Source organism: Bacillus sp. RSS_NA_20, assembly GCF_020165915.1.
Classification (GTDB): Bacteria; Bacillota; Bacilli; order Bacillales; family Bacillaceae; genus Bacillus; species Bacillus altitudinis.
On record NZ_JAIUKW010000005.1, the window covers coordinates 1268971 to 1285470 of the forward strand.

15 protein-coding genes and 1 other annotated feature are annotated in these 16500 nt (G+C 40.9%); of the genes, 2 read left to right on the forward strand and 13 right to left on the reverse strand.

The annotated features are described in order from the left end of the window. Positions 1–95 precede the first annotated feature (95 nt). Together LCD32_RS12165 and LCD32_RS12170 are read right to left on the reverse strand one after the other, a co-directional pair. Entirely contained in the window at positions 96–1397 is a 1302-nt protein-coding gene (locus LCD32_RS12165; RefSeq protein ID WP_060781243.1) for a bifunctional folylpolyglutamate synthase/dihydrofolate synthase, read from the reverse strand. A gap of 65 nt (positions 1398–1462) precedes the next feature. Continuing rightward, complete coding sequence (locus LCD32_RS12170; RefSeq protein WP_025207725.1) at positions 1463–4105, reverse strand: valine--tRNA ligase; 2643 nt, start codon at positions 4103–4105, stop codon at positions 1463–1465. A gap of 60 nt (positions 4106–4165) precedes the next feature. Further along, positions 4166–4395 (reverse strand) — a binding site (T-box leader). A gap of 169 nt (positions 4396–4564) precedes the next feature. Here LCD32_RS12170 and LCD32_RS12175 point away from each other — a divergent pair. Then, a complete protein-coding gene (locus LCD32_RS12175) occupies positions 4565–4753 on the forward strand; it encodes a hypothetical protein (RefSeq protein WP_003216497.1) in 189 nt (62 codons plus the stop codon). A gap of 74 nt (positions 4754–4827) precedes the next feature. On the opposite strand, the gene ysxE is transcribed toward LCD32_RS12175, so the two are convergent. The 8 genes from ysxE to hemA all read right to left on the reverse strand — a co-directional run bounded on the left by ysxE (position 4828) and on the right by hemA (position 13727). Beyond that, positions 4828–5859 carry a spore coat protein YsxE gene (gene ysxE / locus LCD32_RS12180; RefSeq protein ID WP_056705873.1) on the reverse strand — a complete coding sequence of 344 codons (1032 nt, stop codon included), beginning with the start codon at positions 5857–5859 and terminating at the stop codon, positions 4828–4830. Positions 5860–5896: 37 nt separating this feature from the next. Further along, positions 5897–7141 (reverse strand): LysM peptidoglycan-binding domain-containing protein, encoded by a 1245-nt coding sequence (locus LCD32_RS12185; RefSeq protein ID WP_007501553.1) that lies wholly within the window; start codon positions 7139–7141, stop codon positions 5897–5899. 331 nt (positions 7142–7472) lie between these two features. Further along, positions 7473–8765, reverse strand: a complete 1293-nt coding sequence (gene hemL, locus LCD32_RS12190; protein WP_060781245.1) for a glutamate-1-semialdehyde 2,1-aminomutase — start codon at positions 8763–8765, stop codon at positions 7473–7475. A gap of 27 nt (positions 8766–8792) precedes the next feature. Next, complete coding sequence (gene hemB / locus LCD32_RS12195; protein WP_007501555.1) at positions 8793–9764, reverse strand: porphobilinogen synthase; 972 nt, start codon at positions 9762–9764, stop codon at positions 8793–8795. Further along, the gene (locus LCD32_RS12200; RefSeq protein WP_060781246.1) at positions 9761–10552 is read right to left on the reverse strand and encodes a uroporphyrinogen-III synthase; all 792 of its coding nucleotides are present in this window, start codon (positions 10550–10552) and stop codon (positions 9761–9763) included. The genes hemB and LCD32_RS12200 overlap by 4 nt, the downstream gene beginning before the upstream one ends. Next, positions 10549–11484, reverse strand: coding sequence for a hydroxymethylbilane synthase (hemC, locus tag LCD32_RS12205; protein WP_047946283.1), 936 nt, complete (start codon positions 11482–11484; stop codon positions 10549–10551). Before hemC ends, LCD32_RS12200 begins: the two co-directional genes overlap by 4 nt. A 37-nt stretch (positions 11485–11521) precedes the next feature. Next, entirely contained in the window at positions 11522–12352 is an 831-nt protein-coding gene (locus tag LCD32_RS12210; protein WP_007501558.1) for a cytochrome c biogenesis protein, read from the reverse strand. Between the two features lie 7 nt (positions 12353–12359). Continuing rightward, positions 12360–13727 (reverse strand): glutamyl-tRNA reductase, encoded by a 1368-nt coding sequence (gene hemA, locus LCD32_RS12215; protein WP_024718410.1) that lies wholly within the window; start codon positions 13725–13727, stop codon positions 12360–12362. Positions 13728–13967: 240 nt separating this feature from the next. Between hemA and LCD32_RS12220 the strand changes: the two genes are divergently transcribed. After that, positions 13968–14453 (forward strand): hypothetical protein, encoded by a 486-nt coding sequence (locus tag LCD32_RS12220; RefSeq protein ID WP_017358144.1) that lies wholly within the window; start codon positions 13968–13970, stop codon positions 14451–14453. A gap of 225 nt (positions 14454–14678) precedes the next feature. Here the strand turns inward: LCD32_RS12220 and LCD32_RS12225 are convergent, their stop codons facing one another. The 3 genes from LCD32_RS12225 to LCD32_RS12235 form a co-directional block, all read right to left on the reverse strand. After that, the gene (locus LCD32_RS12225) at positions 14679–15074 is read right to left on the reverse strand and encodes a hypothetical protein (protein ID WP_017367731.1); all 396 of its coding nucleotides are present in this window, start codon (positions 15072–15074) and stop codon (positions 14679–14681) included. Next, positions 15075–16223, reverse strand: a complete 1149-nt coding sequence (locus tag LCD32_RS12230; protein ID WP_224563839.1) for an MFS transporter — start codon at positions 16221–16223, stop codon at positions 15075–15077. It lies immediately after the preceding gene. A gap of 70 nt (positions 16224–16293) precedes the next feature. After that, entirely contained in the window at positions 16294–16434 is a 141-nt protein-coding gene (locus LCD32_RS12235; RefSeq protein ID WP_017367733.1) for a hypothetical protein, read from the reverse strand. Between the last annotated feature and the right edge of the window lie 66 nt (positions 16435–16500).

A 16500-nucleotide genomic window follows, 5' to 3' on the forward strand; every position in this document is an offset into this window, starting at 1 on the left:
TTGATCACCTTGCGAAAAAGTGAATTTCCCCCTCTCCTACATATCAAAAGAAAAAAGACGCACACTGCATAGAAGCAATTTGCGTCTTTTCCTTACTATAAAATACGACTTCGTACATCTGAGATAAAATAAAGCGAACCTGTCACCAGAATCATTGCTGCAGGATCAGCGCTTTTTTTCTGAATGAACTCAAGCACTGCAAGAGGGTCTTCATCAAACGATTTTGCTTCTAAATGACTGCAAGCATAAAGCTTTTCCGCTGATTCAGCTCTTGGAAAGTCAAAGGAAACAAAATGAATCGATGAACTAATCCTTTCAAGCTTTTCGATCATTTGTTTGTAAGGTTTATCTTTTAACGCACTAAAACAAACATGAACCTGTTTACTGGAAAAATGAGCTTGTACAGTTTCGATTAAACGGTCCATTCCTTCTTCGTTATGAGCACCATCTAAATAAACAAGAGGCTGATCTTGGATCTTTTCAAATCTTCCAGCCCACACCGCTTGCCGAATTCCTTCATACACTTGCTCATTTAGCACATGGATATATCCTTCTTGCTCCAGCCTTTCGATCAGTAGAACGGCAAGGGAGGCGTTCTGCCTTTGATGCGTTCCGATTAACCCTGTCTCTAGCTGCGAGTACTCCCTTTTTGGGGTAGTGAATGTGAAGCGTTCACCTGTTTCAGTCGGCTGCTGGTCCTTAAAGGTACAAGTATCATGTAACGAGATAAACGGCGCATTTTTTTCTTCTGCTTTGTGTTGAATCACAGTAAGAGCTTCCGCTTGATGAACGGCCGTGATCATCGGAATCCCAGCTTTAATAATGCCCGCTTTTTCTGCTGCAATCTGATCAAGTGTGTCGCCTAAAATGGCCATATGATCGTGACCAATCGACGTAATTGCTGTTAAGATGGGCGCTGCCACATTTGTAGAATCAAGTCTTCCGCCAAGCCCTGTTTCCAAGAGGACAAAGTCTACTTGGTGCACATGGGCAAAATAAGCAAACGCACATGCTGTAATGATCTCAAACTCTGTTGCTGCACCAAGCTCTGTATCATCTAATTCATCAACTAAAGGCTTGATTTCGTTCGCCAAACTCAGCCATTCTTCGTCCAAAATCGGCTCCCCATTAACACTAATTCGTTCATTGAACGTTAAAATAAATGGCGAGGTGAAGGTTCCAACTGAATAGCCCGCTGACTGTAAAATGGATCGCGTAAATGCAATCGTTGATCCTTTTCCATTTGTTCCAGCTACATGCACCGCTCTTATTTTTTGTTCAGGATGGTCTAGTCTGTCCATCAGCCATTTCATTCGTTCAAGTCCCGGTTTGACACCGAAAGCGAGTCTGCTATGAATCCATTCAATGGCTTCATGATAGGTTGTAAACAATGTCATCTCTCATTTCATACGAAATTTTCAAAAAAGACGACTCCAATTCATTAGGAGCCGTCTTTTCACTCTTATGCTTTCAGCTCTTCAATACGCTTTTGAACAGCTTCGCGTTTTGCGACATAATCACGTTCTTTCGCACGCTCTTCTTCTACGACACTTTCAGGCGCTTTTTTCATAAAGCCTTCATTGCCAAGCTTTTTCTGAACTCGTTCCACTTCTTTTGTCAGTTTATCAAGCTCTTTTTGCAGACGGGCAATTTCTTCGTCTAAGTTGATTAAGCCTTCAAGCGGCAGAATGAGTTCTGCTCCAGAAATAACTGCTGTCATCGCTTTATCACTAGCAGGAACATCCGTGCCAATTTCAAGCACACTTGGATTCGTAAAGCGTTCAATATATGAACGGTTCTTCTCTAAACGTTCCTGTACATCAGATGTGGATGCTTTGATATATAGCTCCACTTGTTTGCTCATTGGTGTGTTGACTTCACTGCGAATGTTACGAACAGAACGAATCAGTTCAACAAGCAGCTTCATGTCAGCAGAAGCCTGTTCATTTGAAAGCTCCGGCTTCACTTCAGGCCATGCCGCTACAGTAATGGACTCACCTTCATGAGGCAGATGCTGCCAAATTTCTTCTGTTAAGAACGGCATAAATGGATGAAGAAGTCTCATCGTTTGATCTAATACATACGCAAGGATCGAACGAGTCGTTTTCTTCGCTGCTTCATCTTCTCCATAAAGCGGAAGCTTCGCCATCTCAATATACCAATCACAGAAATCATCCCAAATGAAGTTGTATAAATGTCTGCCCACTTCACCGAATTCATACTTGTCAGCAAGCTGTGTGACACTTTCAATCGTTTCATTTAAGCGTGTTAAAATCCATTGATCAGCAACTGATTTTTCTCCTGTTAAATCAAGCTCATCGTACGTTAAACCATCCATATTCATGAGAGCAAAACGGGATGCGTTCCAAATTTTGTTCGCAAAGTTCCAAGTGGATTCAACCTTTTCAAAGCTAAAACGTAAATCTTGACCTGGAGAGCTTCCAGTCGCTAAGAAATATCTCAGTGAATCCGCACCGTATTTGTCGATGACCTCCATTGGATCAATTCCGTTGCCAAGTGACTTACTCATTTTACGCCCTTGTTCATCGCGAATAAGACCGTGAATGAGGACGTCTTTAAACGGTTTTTCTCCTGTGAATTCAAGACCTTGGAAGATCATGCGAGAGACCCAGAAGAAAATGATGTCATAGCCTGTAACAAGCAGGTTTGTTGGATAGTAGCGCTTGAAGTCTTCACTATCTGCATCCGGCCAGCCCATTGTAGAGAAAGGCCAAAGCGCTGAACTAAACCATGTATCAAGCACATCGTTATCCTGTTCCCAGTTCTCTATATCTTCTGGCGCTTCTAGTCCAACGTATACCTCTTTCGTTTCTTTATGGTACCAAGCTGGAATGCGGTGTCCCCACCATAGCTGACGAGAAATACACCAGTCACGGATATTTTCCATCCAGTGTAAATACGTCTTTTCAAATCGGTCTGGAACAAATTGAACTTGCTCATCACCTTTTTGCAGATTGATGGCTTCATCTGCGAGCGGCTGCATTTTCACAAACCATTGTGTTGATAAATATGGCTCCACTACAGCGCCACTGCGCTCACTGTGACCAACTGAATGCATGTGGTCCTCAATTTTGAACAAAATGCCTTCTTCTTGAAGATCTTTCACAAGCTGTTTACGACATTCGAAGCGGTCCATTCCTTTGTATTGAAGTGCGTTTCCATTCATTGTGCCATCTTCATTCATCACAAGAATGCGCTCTAGGTTATGACGGTTTCCAAGCTCGAAGTCATTCGGGTCATGAGCCGGCGTAATTTTTACAGCTCCTGATCCAAATTCCATATCGACATAGTCATCCCCGACGATTGGAATCTCTCGGCCTGTAATTGGTAAAACAACTGTTTTCCCAATCAAATGCTGATAGCGTTCATCTTCAGGATGTACAGCGACTGCCGTATCTCCCAGCATCGTTTCAGGTCTTGTTGTCGCAATTTCAATCGAACCGGATCCATCTGCAAGCGGATATCTCAAGTGATAAAACGCTCCTTGCACATCCTTGTAGATGACTTCAATATCAGAAAGGGCCGTTTTTGTTGCTGGGTCCCAGTTAATGATGTATTCTCCGCGATAGATCAATCCTTTTTCATACAATTGAACAAACACTTGGCGGACTGCTTTATTCAAGCCTTCATCTAATGTAAAACGCTCACGCGAATAGTCTAGACCTAGACCCATTTTCGCCCACTGGCTGCGAATAAAATCGGCATACTCTTCTTTCCACTTCCACGTTTCTTCTACAAATTTTTCACGTCCGAGATCATAGCGGCTCACGCCTTCTTCGCGAAGCTTTGCCTCTACCTTTGCTTGTGTTGCAATACCCGCATGGTCCATTCCTGGCAGCCATAAAACATCATAGCCCTGCATCCGTTTCATACGAGTCACGATGTCTTGAAGGGTTGAATCCCAAGCATGCCCTAAGTGTAATTTTCCTGTCACGTTTGGTGGAGGAATGACGACTGTATATGGATCTTTCGTTTTGTCATTTTGTGCTTCGAAGAATTTCCCTTCAAGCCAGTACGTATAGCGGTCTTTTTCAATCGCATTTGGATCGTACTTTGTTGGCATTTCTTGATTATTTGTTTCCATTTGTGTTACCTCCACATTTTTTCGGCTGATGAAACATAAAAAAAAGCCTTCTCATCCTTATAAAAGGACGAAAAAGCTTTTTCGCGGTACCACCTTTTTTCACGAAACACTTAGACGTGTCCCGTACTCTCTAAAGGATAACGGGGATCTCCCGAATTTCTCTACTACATGTTTCAAGAAATTAAGCTCACAGGCGACCTTCCAAACAAGTGCATCCTAGAAAACCTTTCAGCTATTGGTTTCCCTCTCTTTAGGGTCTTGCTCGTACTCTTCCTGATCCACGCTTACGATATATCACGTTCATCAGCTTATACTCATCTTTTATTAATATTACTAAATGCCTTTTGTTTTCGTCAATCATCTTTTCCGCTTTTCTTCTTCTTTATACAAATTGGGCAGGCACCCTTTGCCTCTTTGCCCATATGATAATAACAAAATAAAGAAGGAGGGCGTTTTATTTTGAAAAAGATCAATCCTTACACACTCCCCCCATGGCTTAGACAAATTCGGGCAGTTGCCTCCCAAGTCGTTCTCCCGATTGCCATATTTCAAGGCTTTCGCACGATCATTTTTCCCACAACATTTGACGTCCTCATCTTAGGAATTCTCATATTTCTCGCCTGTGCCTTTCATCTTGATTGGTTTTAAGAGAGCTGAAAGCTGCAGGCTCACTCTTATGTATCGATTACCCCATATTAGACATTTGACAGCAAACAACCTCGTCACTCTTCTGATGACGAGGCATTTTGTTCTTCTTCAAGGCGTCTAGCTTGCTCAATTTCGTGTATTTTCATGACGGTCGGCTCAGAATTTTTCATTTGCCAATACGCCCTTAACAGCTCCTGACAACTTTCCATCTCATCCTGTCCGCCTGCTTCATAGGCTTTCACCGTATCAAACAAACCCTGCGGATAAGCGAGGTAACTCAAGAACAAATGAATCTCTTCCTCACGAAGTTTATTTCCCTTTTGATACGTATAAAACAAAGATGTGCATTCAGGACAAGGAGTAGGGTAGGTTTTGAATGTACGATAGTAAAAGGTCAAAAGGTCATAAATGGGGGCAGCCTTTTTGGACCGCTCAAAATTGGTGAAATGTCCTGTACCTACATCATTGTACAAAAAGTGATGGATCGACAATTGTCCATGGTTTAACACAATACGTGTCGTCTCTTGGTCTTTCATTTCCTCATGCCAATCCTCTAAACGTTCAAGTGCAAATTCACTTGCAGACATCGCTTCTGAAAAATACATAGCAGCAGCCAGCTCAAATGGCGACATATACCATGTTTGTTCTGCCCGCTCGATAAATCGTTCATACATGTCTTTCTCTGTTTCCCATTTGCTTTTCATTTGGGTGTAGTGAGCTTCTATTTCCTGCTCAGTAATGTCCATCATGACTTCTGTTCGTTTATGAAGTCTTGCAATCTCTTGAAATAAATATTCATGTTTATCGTCCTGCTCTTCTCTCTTTTCATTCGTCAGCCATGGCATAAGGTAATACGTGTACTGGCTTTCTCGTTGATTTGAGAAAAAGGAACCGCTCTTCGTGCGATAAATCGGCACAAAGGAGCGATAGCCTTTTGATTCTAGTTCAAGCATTTGCTCTGTAAATTGCATTTGTCGATGGGGTTTTACTCGCTTTAGTGCAAATACGCCCTGCTTTGTATACACTCTAACGACAGCTGGACTGACAGGTTCGATATATTCAGCCTCAAGCCCATATTCGTATAGGACAGATTGGATTTCATCCACGTTCTCTCACCACATTTTCTCGGTCCATCATCTCATACTATGCATTGCTTTTTTGATATTCAGGAATATAAAGAATCTGCCCTTCTTCAAGCTCTGCATCCACCGACAATGAATTCGTTCGAAGGAGCTGCTGCACATTCAACTGATATCGCTCACAAATACGATCGACCGTATCTTCTTGCTGAACTATACATATTTTCATGCGAGAAAAATCTTCCTCCTCCTGCTTAGCGAACAGCTTCGTTAAATAAAGAGAATTCTCACTGCCAGACGCTTCTCTCTGGTCATGTTCAAACTCCTCAGCTTCTTGAGCTGATTCATACACCTTTGGTGCTTCACGTTCATATAATCGTTCGAACTGATAGCTGTCATCCCGCTCTTCCTGCGTCTGTTCCATCTGATAAGCAGGTGATTCAAAGGCTGGATAAGCTGGCGGCTCTTCTTCTTCCTTGCTCTCTGCTTCAGGGTCTTTCCTCACTTCCACCTCAAAGAACGTATCATCCCGCTCCTCTTCTTCTAACAGTTTAGGCGGGTCAAAGAATGGCGGCTCTTGTACTTGAGCTTCTGGGAAGGAACGATACCCAAGCGCCACGGCTTCTTCTTCCTCATATTCCTCCTCTTCTTCTGCTTCTTCCACCATCACCGTCTCGATGTCTATTTCATCCTCTTCTTGTTCAGTTCGCGCTTCATGTTGCAAAACGGCCTGCTGTTCTGCATTTTCTTCATGCTCTTCACGTGGCAGCATTTCTTGCTCTTCATATTCAGACTGCGCCTGATATTCATAAGTGACATCGCCATATTCCTCTTCAGCACGATGGACAAATTCATATGGCTCTTCTACAAGCGGTTCAGGCGTTCCTTCATCTAACAGACCTTCAATGGCCAAATCAGCCTGAATCGTGAGCAAACGGCTTTCTGTCAGCTGGTAATCAAATGCATCAATAAACACAAATACATCATTTAAATGACTAATTTTGTTCTTGGGGATCGTGATATCCACCGGAAATTGATGCAGCAGCTCAGCCGTTCCGTCCTCTCTTACCTTCACCTCATCAGCCTGCCTGTATGATGCATAGGAACTGGATTCACCCATTAGCTCCTCTTGATTTATGTTGTATTCTCCTGTTAGCTCGAGTGAACCTCTAATGGAAACATAATCATTCACTTCTTGAACGAGAATGTCAGGATCGAGAGAAATTGACAGCAACTCACTGACTTCCTGTCCGTTTTTGAAATAAATGGACTCTTCTACCGAAAACTGTAATCGATTGTTTTGAGACAAGTCGGTGTCCTCCTTTCATCTAATCCTTCAAAATAAAATTAGATGTCAATACAGGTGTATGAAGGAGGCGGTGAAAATATGATTGGTTTTATGCAAAGCAAAAAGCCGATATGTCTCCATATCGGCTCAGCGTGTAGACAAACCCTCGCATTCGGTGTCAGTCCTGCGCGCTGGTGCTCACGAATGTCAAATTCGCTCCGCTCCGGTGCTCGTCCTTCCTAGACTGCAAAGGTTTTCTTTCACGCTGAAAAGAAGACAAAGGGCTAAAATAAAGTTCATTTTAACCCTTTGTCAACGATCTAAGCCGATATGTCTCCATATCGGCTTTTGGTTACTGAGCTAATTTTTGAAATACCTTTTCAACTGTCGCAATTGTATACTCGATGTCTTCATCCGTATGAGCAGTTGAGAGGAACAACCCTTCGAATTGTGAAGGCGGAAGGAAGATGCCGTGATCAGCCATTTCCTTGTAGAATTCAGCGAATAAAGCGAGGTCAGCTGTTTTCGCTGTATCGTAATTGACGACTTGTTCGTTTGTAAAGAAGAATCCGATCATGGAACCGGCACGGTTAAATGTTAATGGAATCCCATGTACTTTCGCCGCTTTTGAAATGCCTTCTTCCAAACGATCTCCTTTGCGTCTAAACTCTTCATAAGACTCAGGTGTCAGCTGTTTTAATGTTTCAAGACCTGCTGTCATCGCAAGCGGGTTACCGGATAACGTTCCTGCTTGATAAATCGGGCCGCTTGGCGCAATTTGTCTCATAATGTCCGCTCTACCGCCATAAGCACCAACTGGCAGGCCGCCTCCGATGACTTTACCAAGACATGTCAGATCAGGCGTAATGCCAAAATAGCCTTGTGCACAATGATAATCCACACGGAAGCCAGTCATGACCTCATCAAAAATGAGTAAAGAGCCATATTCCTCTGTGATGTCTCTCAATCCTTGCAAGAAACCTTCTTGCGGAGGGACAACCCCCATATTTCCTGCAACTGGTTCTACAATGACACCTGCAATGTCGTCTCCAAATTCTTGAAAAGCGACTTTGATGCTTTCTAAATCATTGTATGGAACGGTGATCGTATTGCTTGCTGTACCTTCAGGGACACCAGGGCTATCCGGAAGTCCAAGCGTTGCCACACCCGAACCAGCTTTAATGAGCAAAGAATCACCGTGTCCATGATAACAGCCTTCAAATTTCACAATTTTGTTTCTGCCTGTAAAACCACGTGCTAGACGAAGCGCACTCATCGTCGCCTCTGTTCCAGAGCTGACCATACGAATAACCTCAATAGAAGGAACTCGTTCTGATACAAGCTTAGCTAATTCATTTTCAACTAAAGTAGAAGCACCGAAGCTTGTACCATGTTCAGCTACTCGCTGAATGCTTTCAACCACACGGTCATTCGTATGCCCTAAAATAAGCGGTCCCCACGATAAGACATAATCAATATATTCATTTCCGTCAATATCGTATATTTTTGCGCCTTTTCCTCGTTCCATAAAAATCGGGTCTGTATTGACTGATTTAAATGCGCGCACAGGGCTGTTCACACCACCCGGCATTAACTGCTGCGCTTCTTTAAATGCTTGCTTTGACTTTTCATAGCTACGTCCCATTTCAATGTCCTCCTGTCTATCCGTTCTTTATTCTGAGAGCCATTTCGCTGCATCTTTTGCATGATACGTAATGATTAATTCTGCGCCTGCACGTTTCATGCTAGTCAGCATTTCAAGAACAAGCTCTTTTTCAGAAATCCAACCATTTTGAGCTGCTGCTTTCACCATTGCATACTCTCCGCTCACATTGTACGCAACAACAGGAAGTGTAAATTCATTTTTCACATCACGCATGATATCTAAGTATGAAAGTGACGGCTTCACGATCAGGAAGTCAGCGCCTTCTTCTACATCAGACTGCGCTTCTCTCAGTGCTTCTAAGCGGTTTGCAGGGTCCATTTGATACGTTTTACGATCTCCAAACTGCGGTGTGCTATGCGCCGCATCACGAAACGGACCGTAAAAAGCACTTGCATATTTCACAGCATATGACATCACAGGCACATGAACAAAGCCGGCCTCATCGAGCGCCTCACGAATTGCGATAACAAAGCCATCCATCATGTTTGATGGAGCAATGATATCTGCACCTGCACGAGCCTGACTGACAGCGGTTTTCGCTAAGAGCTGAAGAGATTCATCATTTAAAATTTCTCCATCTTCAACGATTCCGCAATGTCCGTGATCTGTATATTGGCATAAGCAAGTATCAGCAATGACCACAAGCTCTGGGAAATGCTTTTTGATTTCAAGCGTTGCTCTTTGAACAATCCCATGATCGTGATAAGCTTCACTGCCTACATGGTCTTTATGGTCTGGTACCCCAAAAACAATGATAGATTTAATCCCAAGGTCAACAAGCTCTTGGACTTCTTCTTTCACAAGATCAACTGAAATGTGATAGACACCCGGCATTGAAGGGACTTCTTTCCGGACATTCTCTCCCTCTACAAAAAAGATGGGATAAATGAAATCAGAGGGTCTTAAAAATGTTTCTCTCACCAATTCTCTCATTCCTGCGCTTGTACGCAATCTGCGGTGTCTGTTAAATTTCATCATTGGTTCAACTTCCTTTCAGATAAACGGCACATCAAATCAAGCATCCCGTCTATCGTATAAGTATCTGGGGTTTCAGAAGAAATCCCGTATTGAAGCAGTGCCTCTTGTGTAAGAGGACCGATGCTCACAAAACATGTGTCTGATGCAGCTAATCTATCGATATCAGCCTCCATAGCGTGCATAAAAGAATGAACAGTGGAGGAGCTTGTAAATGTAATAAAATCAAATGATTGCTCCATCATTGCCGACTTGAGTGCGATAATTCCGTCCTCATCCTTCACTGTTTCATATATAATCCACTCTTTTACGTCAATGCCAAGCGGAACGAGGGTATTCTTCACCACATCTCGTGACAGGTGACCTTTTGCTACAAAGACACATTCTTCTGGGTGTACATGTTCAATTAAAGCATCTGCCAGTTCTTCTGCTATAAAACGTTCTGGAACCACATCCACTTTTAAGCCGTGCTGCATCAGATAGGCAGATGTTTTTTCACCTACGGCCGCCACTTTCAGGTGGGATAAGCTTTGATGTAATTGATGCTTATCTATATAACTGAGAAAAAAAGACGCACCATTTACACTCGTAAACACAAGCCAATGGCTTGCTTCTAAATCTTCTAAAAATGCCTTCGCTTTTTCTTTTGTCAGCGTTGGCTCAAACCTGATAAGAGAGGTTAAAACAGCATGGCCGTTCAGCGCTTCAATTTTCTGCTGAAACGCACCCGCTTGACGTTCATTTCGAGTGACAAGCACCGTCTGTCCGTAAAGCGATTTGGCTATCGTCATTGGGAAGACAGATCCTTTTTCACCTTGTCGATCAAATCCTTTGCTCCCTTATCAGCCATCTGCTTCGCACATGCTGTTCCGATTGTCTCAGGGTCAGTACCTGTTACGGTTTCTCGAATAATCGTATGCCCATCCGCAGATGCCACAAGACCTGTCAATTCAATTTCATCACGCTCATTCATCGTTGCGTAACCAGCGATCGGCACTTGACAGCTTCCATCCATTTGTTGAAGGAAAGCTCTTTCAGCAAGGACCGTTTTCTTTGTATACTCATTTGTGAATTGAGCTAACAGCTGCAATAGCTCTTCGTCATCTCCCCGGCATTCTATCGACAATGCGCCCTGCCCTACAGCAGGAAGGCAAGTATCAGGAGATAAAAATTCCGACACGACTTCTTGACTCCAGCCCATTCTAGACAATCCGGCAGCCGCTAGAATAATCGCATCATATTCTTCATTTTTCAGTTTTTCGAGTCTCGTATCAATGTTTCCACGGATCCATTTAATCTCAAGATCTGGTCTCTCCTGAAGAAGCTGGGCACTGCGCCGTAAGCTGCTCGTTCCCACAACCGCTCCCTTTGGCAGTTCATGAAGACGGAGATGATCCTTTGAAATCAATGCATCCCGCACATCTTCACGCTCAGGAATACAGCCGATGACTAAACCTTCCGGAAGAGAGGCCGGCATATCTTTCATGCTGTGTACCGCCATGTCAATGTCATGGTTCAGCATTGCCTGTTCAATCTCTTTAACAAACAGACCTTTTCCGCCAACCTTTGATAAGGTCACATCTAAAATTTGATCACCCTTTGTCACAATTTCTTTAATTTCAAAAGAATAAGAAGGGTTTAGTTCAGACAACTTTTGAATGACCCATTTTGTTTGTGTAATCGCAAGTTTGCTTCGTCTAGAACCTACTTTAATTGTACGCATTACGTCTTCCTCCCGACAATGCCCTTAAGACTCATCATTATTGAAACCAATGAAAGGTTGATAAGCTACCAAGCAGAAAATAATTGATCATCAGCACAAGAAATGAAGCGACATTCCATCGCGCCACGATTTTGCCCTGCATATTTCTCACCAGTCTAATGTATAAGTAAAAGCCGTATAAAAACAGCATAATAAACGAACCGAGCACCTTTGCATCTGTCCAGTACAACGTATCATACGAAATATATGCCCATATAATGCCAAGAATTAAACTAAGCAAGAGCATCGGTACGCCAATAATATTTAAGACATACGCCATATGATCAAGCTTTGATAAGTCTTCAATTCTCAAAAGCCATTTTCCCCATTTTTTCTTTTTCAGCAAACGATATTGAAATAGGTAGAGTAGTGAAAAAGCAAATGAAAGTGAAAAAGCGCCGTATGATAAAATGGCCATCGTAATATGAATGACGAGCAGCTCACTCGTCAGCTTTCCCGTCAGTTCGGCAGAATGAAGATCAGATGGTGTAAAGGTGTGAATCGCCATCATGGAAAAACCAATCACATTTGTAAAAAAGACAATAAATTCAACGCGTAATACTTTTGTCAAAACAAGTGACAATGTCACAAGCACCCACGTATAAAAATATAACCCCTCTGCTACATTCAACACAGGGAATCGGTCTGTTTCCATCATAATATAAAACATGTAGACTGTTTGCAGCAGCCAGACAATAGAAAGCAACCAGAAAGCCATTTTTCCAGCCTTCCGGTTGTGTTGAAGAAAATCTATGAAATAGAACAAGACGCTGAGTGCATAGATCAAGGTCGTCGCTTCACCTAGTCTCGCTACAATGGATTCCATCATCGCCTAATCACTCACTGGCAACTGTAGCAAGGCCTTGTGCCATATTTGTTTTAAACAGCTGAAACGCCCCTTGCTCCACCTGCATCGGCTCTGCCTTTTGCTCTTCATCTTCAACCTGTAAATCAAAGATTTCTTTAAAGAGTAAAAGTTTTTCCTCTGCATTCGGCTCCCCGGCAATTTCTTTGGCCTTTAAGATAGGATCTTTCAGCATTTGATTGATGATGCTTTTCGTATGTTTATTTAACAGCTTCATTTCACGATTTGTGAGGTTTGGAAGCTTTCGTTCGATGCTTTGCATCGTATCCGCTTGAATCGAGAGTGCTTTTTCTCTTAAAGCAGAAATCACAGGAACCACTCCGAGCGTATTAAGCCATTGCTTAAATTCCACAATTTCAGCTTCGATGAGAAGCTCCACCTCTTCAGCTACTGCACGTCGCTCTTTCAGGTTAGCTGCCACAATGCCCTCAAGGTCATCAATGTCATACAAAAAAGCACCTTCTACTTCAGAAATAGCTGGATCTAAATCACGTGGTACTGCAATATCCACCATGAATAGAGGTCTGCCTTTTCTCTGTTTGTTCGCTTTTTCGACCATTTCCTTTGTGATCACAAATTGTTTAGCCCCAGTAGAGCTAATTAAAATATCCGCTTCAGATAAAGTTTTTTCTAATTGATTCAAGCTCTTAGGCTCTCCTGAAAAGCGGCCGGCCAGTTCTTTGGCCTTTTCAAACGTTCGATTGATGACTGTTACCTGGCCAATCCCTTGACCTTGAAGGTTTTGAGCCGCCAGCTCGCCCATTTTACCCGCACCAAGAATAAGGACATGTTTATCAGAAAGACGTCCAAAGATTTTTTTGGCAAGTTCCACTGCCGCATAGCTGACAGATACAGCGTTAGACGCAATATCTGTTTCCGCATGAGAGCGCTTCGCAACTGTTACCGCCTGCTTAAACAAATAATTGAAAACGGTACCAATGGTCTTCTCCTCTTGAGCGACTTTAAAGCTTGAGCGCACTTGACCGAGTATTTGTGTTTCACCAATGACCATAGAATCAAGTCCACAGGCAACCCGGAATAAATGCTCAACCGCTCCATCATTTTCATAAAACTTCAAATATGGAGAGACATCTTCTTTTTCTAAACCGAACCAATCTGCTAAAAATCTTTTTATATAAAACCGACCAGTATGAAGCTGATCTACAACTGCGTAGATCTCTGTTCGATTACATGTTGAGATGACGATATTCTCTAGAATGCTTTTTTCTTCTTTAAGCTTGGACATCGCTGTTCCGAGCTCGCTCGGTTCAAAGCTCAGCTGTTCCCGTATCTCAACAGGGGCTGTTTTATAATCTAAACCCACAACAAGAATATGCATAACTTCAGCTTGCACCCCCAACGCCCTGTCTAATTTATAATAATTACAATATAGAATTTATTATTTATAATGATTATAACATATATTCATTTTTAACTGGATAAAAATTGTGAACAGATTTCAAAAATGTTGTGATATAGTAGAAAAATGTTCGACATCGAATGCCATATCATCACTTCAAGCAATTTACCAGATTTGGCGCGTGCGGACAAATGATCTGCTTATAAGAAGGTGACATCTTTGAAGAAGAAATCTATTTTGCTGCCGCTCACTTTGCTGGCTGTAGCACTATATGCCATTCTCTCAGGAGATCAATTTGACATTTGGAAAGATCAGGAGAAATGGTATACACTTGTACTGCTTTTTGGCCTTGCTTTCTTATATCAAGGAAAGAAGGAACAGGAAACCTCTCATGTGTTTATCGGTATGCTCATGACAGGCCTTGCGCTACACTTTATCCTTCAGCCGAAATTAGAACACTGGCCAGATACATTTACGATGATTGTGTTCATCATTGGCCTCGCACTTTTAATGAAATCATCACAGAAAAAGGAATATCGAATAGAAAGTGTTGTTCTCATTGCACTCGGTCTATTCCTTTATTTCTTTCAACAAATTACAAAGCAACTTAGCACACTTTCGATCCCTACTTCCGGTTTTGAATTGTACTGGCCATATGTATTGATTGCCGTCAGTCTCCTCTTATTATTTTTAAAAAGGAAATAACTTATACAATATAATTGTTTGATAAGCCATCAATTGGATGTTTTATAATACACATCTTACGAGAAGAAGAAGATCCAGTTTAACTGATATAGACGACAATAACCGCCTTATCTGCAGTTGCTTGTGTAGCAACATTTTGCAGGTAAGGCGGTTTTGTTTTTCTCCCCTTATGTCAAGTATCATTAAATTGATATCAGTGTCACTGTCAAGCAATTATTATCATTTTTATGGTTTCGTCTCAAGTTCGTTTTCATCAGGTAATCTAAATCCAAATTCTTTTTCCCATAAATCATTTCCGCTATCAAACATTTCATTCAGTATATCCACTTCATCAGCTTGATTCCCAAATCCAGCATCATGAGCTAAAATAACGCCGAAATACGACATACAATCGTAATAATAGTTTTGTGGTAACAGCATATGTAAATGCCAAACCTCATCAATTTCAGTATTTGGGGCAAAAGAACAATCGGGATATTTTTTGATCATGAACCAAAATTTTTTGTATTGATCTACTAATCGAGTGACATTCTCTTTATCCATTCCTTCAAAATAGTAACCAAACTTCAAACATGCTTCTACTAAGTCCACTGAAAAGTCAGGATAACTCACTTTATCCATTCATTGAATTCCCCTTTTTAAAATATTTTTTAGAATCAAAAATCGAATGATTCCTATACAAAGACATAACGGAATGATGTAAGAAATATTGAAAAATTCAGAACCTTCCAACATAAATGTAATCACTGTAATGATTAATATCGTTCCTAGCTGATTCAATGTATTCATACCTGCAAGTGCCATACTTCTATAGTGAGGATCAAAAACAACTAAAAAAGATGCTTTGATTAAGCTCATAAACAACGGGTTAATGAGTGTCAAAATAAAAAAACCAATTAAAAACAGTGAACTATTGGGCGCTAAAATCATTAGAATTAACCCAAACGTGAGATATATCGTTATAAGATAGACTTTCGAATGTATTTTTTGTATATCCATTCTTCGGATCAATAAATTTCCTAGTAAAACCGATACTCCGCCAATTAGCCAAAATAATGATACAGTAAGATCACTTGCTGAAAACGTTTCTTTCAGAATAATAAACGAATAATTCATTACTACAGGTAAAAACATCCCATCAATAAACATGATGAACAAATAACTCTTTGGTACTTTTTTAAATATTTCAACATTCGCGAAAGATATACTTTCGATTTTCAACTGGGCAACAATTGGATACAAATACTCATAAACCAACAAACCAATAAAAAAGAGCAGAAAAACAAGATACATTTCTGATCCAAAGAATATAAACAAAATTGGCCCACTAAAGAAACCAATTGTTTTAGCTGAGAGTAAAAACATATTACGATATGCAATATCTTTATGGGGTTGATTGGATAAAAACATGTTAAATCCCGATTCTAAAATAAACGATAAGCCATTTATAAAAAATTGAAAAGCAAGCATTAAAAAAAACATTAGATTAAATAATTGATTGTTTAAAGCAAAAAACGAAGCAAGGGTTAGGATAGACAATGTGGTGATGAAAAATTTTGCCGTGTATTTAGATAAAATTTTAAATAAATAGTTGCTCACAATATTACTTAAAATAAACGAAAAGCCACCAATCAGATACATACTGCCTGCATAAAAATATGAACCAGTCATCTCAAAGAAATAAAGAGGCAATCCAGTCCAAACTAGTGCCCCTATGAAAACAATCATAGTATCCAAATAAACTAATGTACTCACTCTACTAATATTCATGTACACTATTCCTTATTTAAGTGTTAAGAAACAGAGATTCTAAAAAACCTCTGTTTCTCATCATACTCTCTTACTTTTTCTTTAATTCCTTTTGCATTTCTTTCATTTCATTTAGCGAGTAATTATAGCATGTTCTCGCTTTCAGTTTTGATTGTTTTTCCTTCATTTCATTTAGTGAGTAATTGTAACAAGTTCTTGCTTTTAATTTCATTATTACCACTCCTATCTGAAATATTTTCAATATCATATTACTGCAATTGATTTTATTTGTAAATAT

Excerpts from the sequence above, each read along its gene's own strand:
- LCD32_RS12165 (WP_060781243.1), bottom strand. The coding sequence starts at position 1,397 with ATGACATTGTTTACAACCTATCATGAAGCCATTGAATGGATTCATAGC.
- LCD32_RS12170 (WP_025207725.1), bottom strand. The coding sequence starts at position 4,105 with ATGGAAACAAATAATCAAGAAATGCCAACAAAGTACGATCCAAATGCG.
- hemL (WP_060781245.1), bottom strand. The coding sequence starts at position 8,765 with ATGGGACGTAGCTATGAAAAGTCAAAGCAAGCATTTAAAGAAGCGCAG.
- hemB (WP_007501555.1), bottom strand. The coding sequence starts at position 9,764 with ATGATGAAATTTAACAGACACCGCAGATTGCGTACAAGCGCAGGAATG.
- LCD32_RS12200 (WP_060781246.1), bottom strand. The coding sequence starts at position 10,552 with ATGACGATAGCCAAATCGCTTTACGGACAGACGGTGCTTGTCACTCGA.
- hemC (WP_047946283.1), bottom strand. The coding sequence starts at position 11,484 with ATGCGTACAATTAAAGTAGGTTCTAGACGAAGCAAACTTGCGATTACA.
- LCD32_RS12210 (WP_007501558.1), bottom strand. The coding sequence starts at position 12,352 with ATGATGGAATCCATTGTAGCGAGACTAGGTGAAGCGACGACCTTGATC.
- hemA (WP_024718410.1), bottom strand. The coding sequence starts at position 13,727 with ATGCATATTCTTGTTGTGGGTTTAGATTATAAAACAGCCCCTGTTGAG.
- LCD32_RS12225 (WP_017367731.1), bottom strand. The coding sequence starts at position 15,074 with ATGGATAAAGTGAGTTATCCTGACTTTTCAGTGGACTTAGTAGAAGCA.
- LCD32_RS12230 (WP_224563839.1), bottom strand. The coding sequence starts at position 16,223 with ATGAATATTAGTAGAGTGAGTACATTAGTTTATTTGGATACTATGATT.
- LCD32_RS12235 (WP_017367733.1), bottom strand. The coding sequence starts at position 16,434 with ATGAAATTAAAAGCAAGAACTTGTTACAATTACTCACTAAATGAAATG.